Origin of the sequence: Pseudomonas sp. 06C 126, from assembly GCF_001855215.1 — a bacterium.
GTDB classification, from domain to species: domain Bacteria; phylum Pseudomonadota; class Gammaproteobacteria; order Pseudomonadales; family Pseudomonadaceae; genus Aquipseudomonas; species Aquipseudomonas proteolytica.
In genome coordinates this window covers 1-4959 of the sequence record NZ_MIFU01000136.1, presented here as the reverse complement: position 1 = coordinate 4959, position 4959 = coordinate 1, and the positions used below count along the sequence as shown (strand labels likewise).

The window sequence follows — 4959 nt, the reverse complement described above, 5'->3', positions numbered from 1 at the left end:
GTTTTGCTTACTTTTGCGCTGTTCAAAAGTGAGCCGCTGTAAAAGCGGAACCCATGGCCGCCGTTACCGCAGCAATGGATATGCCCCCTACATCAGCCCCAAACCCAGAGCCCAGAAGTATCAGCGAGTTGTGTAGATACTCATGGCTATCGCAGGCAAGCCAGCTCCCACATTGGATGTATGGGGTGGCTTATTTTTTTACCAACGCCGAGCACGCGGTTTTAAAGGCTTCATGCTGATATTTGTTCAGCGTCGCCGGCAGCTCGAAGCTGTGCTTCTTGTACTGCGCATTGATGGTCTGCGGCGAGAGCAGGGTCACTTCAACGCCGTCCAGCAACTGCAACACGCCTTCGATCTTGAACGTGGTCGGGCCGCCGGCGAATTCGCCTTTCTTGCTGCGCTTCTTGATCGCGATGCGGGTGATGCCGTTATCGCGCACAAACGCGGCCACTTGGCTGGCGAAGGCTTTGACGTTGGCGGCCTCGTCATCGTCCTCAAGGGCGATTTTCTTGGTGGCCATGGTGACGTGGGTCAGGTCCGGGGCGGCAACGGCGATGATGGCTTCGCTGCCTTTGATTTCGATGCCGCACAGAGTCATGGGTAGCCTTGGTTCAGAGGAAAGGATGCGCGCGATTGTCGCTTATTCCTGGCCAATCGACTCCAAAAACTCCGACCGCTCATCACTCATCCGCGCCAGGCAGTCATTCTGCGCAATGGCGTAGGCCTTGGTGCCGGTCACTGCCGGGAAGGTGTCCACCGCGCAATCGGCATCCCGCAGTTTTTCCCACTTCTGCTGGGCATCCTTCAGACGAGCGGTAATGTCCGCCAGTTGGGTCTTGTCGCTGCCGTAGGTAGAACCCATGCGTTCCAGCAGGCCTTGATAGTTGTCTTTCAACAACTGCTCGGCGGTGGTTTTGTTGTAGGAGGCGCATTCCAGGGTCTGTTTGTCGTTTTCGATGCCATCACACGGGGTGCTGTCGGTGTCTTCGGCCGCGTGGACGCCAGTGGCGAGGAGTGCCAAAGCCAGGAAAATCGGTTTCATTGCGCCTTCTCATATCGGTGGATGGGTCGAATTCTGGCTCAAGCGTAGGCCAAAGAACAGATGCACGACAGACACGTCCGTGCACCCTTTGTCGTGGATTGACGCTTTCGGCAATTCCCCTGTCGTTTTTGCACCCGGCTCGCTCAGTCCCTGGGCATATGCTGGCCCCAAAGCGCCGGCAGACGATTCGGCGCATGAATCGCCAATAAGGGGACGCCTGATGAGCCCAGCCGAACTGCACGCCGACAGCATCGTTATCGACGGGCTGATCATTGCCAAGTGGAACCGCGACCTGTTCGAGGACATGCGCAAGGGTGGTCTGACGGCCGCCAACTGCACGGTGTCGGTGTGGGAAGGCTTCCAGGCCACGATCAATAACATCGTGGCCAGCCAGACCCTGATCCGCGAGAACAGCGACCTGGTGATCCCGGTGAAAACCACCGCCGATATCCGCCGCGCCAAGGAGCAGGGCAAGACCGGCATCATCTTCGGCTTCCAGAATGCCCACGCGTTTGAAGACCAACTCGGCTACGTCGAGATCTTCAAGCAGCTCGGCGTCGGCGTGGTGCAGATGTGCTACAACACCCAGAACCTGGTGGGCACCGGCTGCTATGAGCGCGACGGCGGCCTGTCGGGCTTCGGGCGCGAAATCGTCGCTGAGATGAACCGCGTCGGTGTCATGTGCGACCTGTCCCATGTCGGCTCCAAGACCAGCGAAGAAGTCATCCTCGAATCGAAAAAACCGGTGTGCTACTCCCACTGCCTGCCGTCCGGCCTGAAAGAGCACCCGCGCAACAAGTCCGATGAAGAACTCAAGTTCATTGCCGACCACGGTGGTTTTGTCGGCGTGACCATGTTTGCGCCATTCCTGGCCAAGGGCATCGATTCGACCATCGACGACTACGCCGAAGCCATCGAATACACCATGAACATTGTCGGCGAAGACGCCATCGGCATCGGTACCGACTTCACCCAGGGCCATGGCCAGGATTTCTTCGAAATGCTGACCCATGACAAGGGCTACGCCCGCCGCCTGACCAGCTTCGGCAAGATCATCAACCCGCTGGGCATCCGCACCGTGGGCGAGTTCCCCAACCTGACCGAGACCCTGCTCAAGCGCGGCCACAGCGAGCGCGTAGTACGCAAGATCATGGGCGAGAATTGGGTCAACGTGTTGAAAGACGTCTGGGGCGAATAAGCCACCGTTTTTTCTCCCCCGGCCATTCGTGCCGGGGCATTACCAAGAATTTTCTGGAGTTAAGTTTCCATGGCCAAGATCGCCCCGCAATTGCCAATCGAAGTCGACAGCGAAACCGGTGTCTGGACCTCCGACGCCTTGCCGATGCTGTACGTACCGCGTCATTTCTTCGTCAACAACCACATGGGCATCGAAGAGGTGCTGGGCGCTGATGCCTACGCCGAAATCCTCTACAAGGCCGGCTACAAATCCGCCTGGCACTGGTGTGAAAAAGAAGCCGAATGCCACGGCCTGGAAGGCGTCGCGGTGTTCGAGCACTACATGAAGCGCCTGTCGCAGCGCGGTTGGGGCCTGTTCAAGATCCAGGACATCGACCTGGATAAAGGCATCGCCAGCGTCAAGCTCGAACACTCGGCATTCGTCTACGTGTACGGCAAGGTCGGGCGCAAGGTCGACTACATGTTCACCGGCTGGTTTGCCGGCGCCATGGACCAGATTCTGCAGGCGCGCGGCAGCAACATCCGCACCGTCGCCGAACAAGTCTACGGAGGCTCCGAAGAGGGCCATGACGACGGTCTGTTCACCGTCAAGCCGTTGTAAGCCGAGGACCGTGCCATGGCTTTCGAAGCAATGTTTGCGCCGATCCAGATCGGCAAACTGACCATCCGCAACCGCGTGCTCAGTACCGCCCACGCCGAGGTGTATGCCACCGACGGCGGGATGACCACCGACCGTTATGTGAAGTATTACGAAGAGAAAGCCAAGGGCGGCATTGGCCTGGCGATCTGTGGCGGCTCCTCGGTGGTGGCGATCGACAGCCCGCAGGAGTGGTGGAGTTCGGTGAACCTGTCCACCGACCGCATCATCCCGCACTTCCAGAACCTGGCTGACGCGATGCACAAGCATGGCGCCAAGATCATGATCCAGATTACCCACATGGGCCGTCGCTCGCGTTGGGATGGCTTCAACTGGCCGACCCTGATGTCGCCGTCGGGGGTGCGCGAGCCGGTGCACCGTGCGACGTGCAAGACCATCGAGCCGGAAGAAATCTGGCGGGTGATCGGCAACTACGCCAGCGCTGCAGGCCGGGCCAAGGCCGGTGGCCTGGATGGCGTGGAACTGTCGGCGGTGCACCAGCACATGATCGACCAGTTCTGGAGCCCGCGGGTCAACAAACGGACCGATGAATGGGGCGGCAGCTTCGAAAACCGTATGCGTTTCGGCCTCGAAGTGCTCAAGGCCGTGCGTGCGGAAGTCGGCCCAGATTTTTGCGTAGGCATCCGTTTGTGCGGGGATGAATTCCATCCGGACGGCCTGTCCCACGAGGACATGAAGCAGATCGCCAAGTACTACGACGACACCGGCATGCTCGACTTTATCGGGGTGGTCGGCTCGGGGTGCGACACCCACAACACCCTGGCCAACGTGATCCCGAACATGAGTTACCCGCCGGAGCCGTTCCTGCATCTGGCGGCCGGGATCAAGGAAGTGGTCAAGTCCCCGGTGCTGCACGCGCAGAACATCAAGGACCCGAACCAGGCCACGCGCATCCTCGAAGGCGGCTACGTGGACATGGTCGGCATGACCCGTGCGCACATGGCCGACCCGCACCTGATCGCCAAGATCAAGATGGGCCAGATCGACCAGATCAAACAGTGCGTCGGCGCCAACTATTGCATCGACCGCCAGTACCAGGGCCTGGATGTACTGTGCATCCAGAACGCCGCGACCTCCCGGGAATACATGGGTGTACCGCACATCATCGAGAAATCCACCGGACCCAAGCGCAAAGTGGTAGTGGTCGGTGCCGGCCCGGCCGGGATGGAGGCCGCTCGGGTTGCTGCCGAGCGTGGCCATGATGTGACCCTGTTCGAGAAAAAAGACTTTATCGGTGGGCAGATCACCACTGCGTCCAAGGCGCCGCAGCGCGACCAGATCGCGGGCATCACTCGCTGGTTCCAGCTGGAACTGGCACGGCTCAATGTCGACCTGCGCCTGGGCGTGGCGGCGGATGCCGCAACCATCCTCGACCTGCGTCCCGATGTGGTGGTGCTGGCGGTGGGCGGGCATCCGTTCATCGAGCAGAACGAACACTGGGGCGCGGCAGAAGGCCTGGTGGTCAGCAGTTGGGATGTGCTCGACGGCAAGGTGGCGCCGGGCAAGAACGTGCTGGTGTACGACACCATCTGCGAATTCACTGGCATGTCAGTGGCCGACTTTCTGGCCGACAAGGGTTGCCAGGTCGAGATCGTCACCGACGACATCAAGCCCGGCGTGGCCATCGGCGGTACGTCATTCCCGACTTACTACCGCAGCATGTACCCCAAGGAAGTGATCATGACCGGCGACATGATGCTGGAGAAGGTCTACCGCGAGGGCGACAAGCTGATAGCCGTGCTGGAGAACGAATACACCGGCGCCAAGGAAGAGCGGGTGGTGGACCAGGTGGTGGTGGAGAACGGCGTGCGCCCGGATGAAGAAATCTACTACGCCCTCAAGCAAGGGGCGCGCAACAAGGGGCAGATGGACGTCGAAGCGTTGTTCGCGATCAAGCCGCAACCGTGCCTGAGCGAACCGGGGGAAGGGTACTTGCTGTTCCGCATCGGTGACTGTGTGGCCCAGCGCAATACCCACGCCGCGATCTATGACGCCCTGCGTTTGTGCAAGGATTTCTGACCCAACACCGAACCAATGTGGACTCGGTCAAAAATGTGGGAGC

Annotated in this window: 5 protein-coding genes; 3 read left to right on the top strand and 2 right to left on the bottom strand. The window is 60.0% G+C overall.

The genetic code is table 11. From position 1 onward, the window contains the following. Positions 1-190 precede the first annotated feature (190 nt). Together BHC62_RS25205 and BHC62_RS25200 are read right to left on the bottom strand one after the other, a co-directional pair. Positions 191-598, bottom strand: a complete 408-nt coding sequence (locus tag BHC62_RS25205) for a DUF3010 family protein (RefSeq protein ID WP_029297002.1) — start codon at positions 596-598, stop codon at positions 191-193. A 42-nt stretch (positions 599-640) separates the two neighbouring features. Then, positions 641-1042 carry a lysozyme inhibitor LprI family protein gene (locus tag BHC62_RS25200; protein WP_070996564.1) on the bottom strand — a complete coding sequence of 134 codons (402 nt, stop codon included), beginning with the start codon at positions 1040-1042 and terminating at the stop codon, positions 641-643. Positions 1043-1262: 220 nt separating this feature from the next. Between BHC62_RS25200 and BHC62_RS25195 the strand changes: the two genes are divergently transcribed. The 3 genes from BHC62_RS25195 to dgcA all read left to right on the top strand — a co-directional run bounded on the left by BHC62_RS25195 (position 1263) and on the right by dgcA (position 4916). Next, positions 1263-2240: a dipeptidase gene (locus tag BHC62_RS25195; RefSeq protein WP_029296997.1), complete on the top strand. Its 978-nt coding sequence runs from the start codon at positions 1263-1265 to the stop codon at positions 2238-2240. A 69-nt stretch (positions 2241-2309) separates the two neighbouring features. Then, complete coding sequence (locus BHC62_RS25190) at positions 2310-2840, top strand: DUF5943 domain-containing protein (RefSeq protein WP_070996562.1); 531 nt, start codon at positions 2310-2312, stop codon at positions 2838-2840. Between the two features lie 15 nt (positions 2841-2855). Then, entirely contained in the window at positions 2856-4916 is a 2061-nt protein-coding gene (dgcA, locus tag BHC62_RS25185; RefSeq protein WP_029296994.1) for a dimethylglycine demethylation protein DgcA, read from the top strand. The last annotated feature ends 43 nt before the right edge of the window (positions 4917-4959 follow it).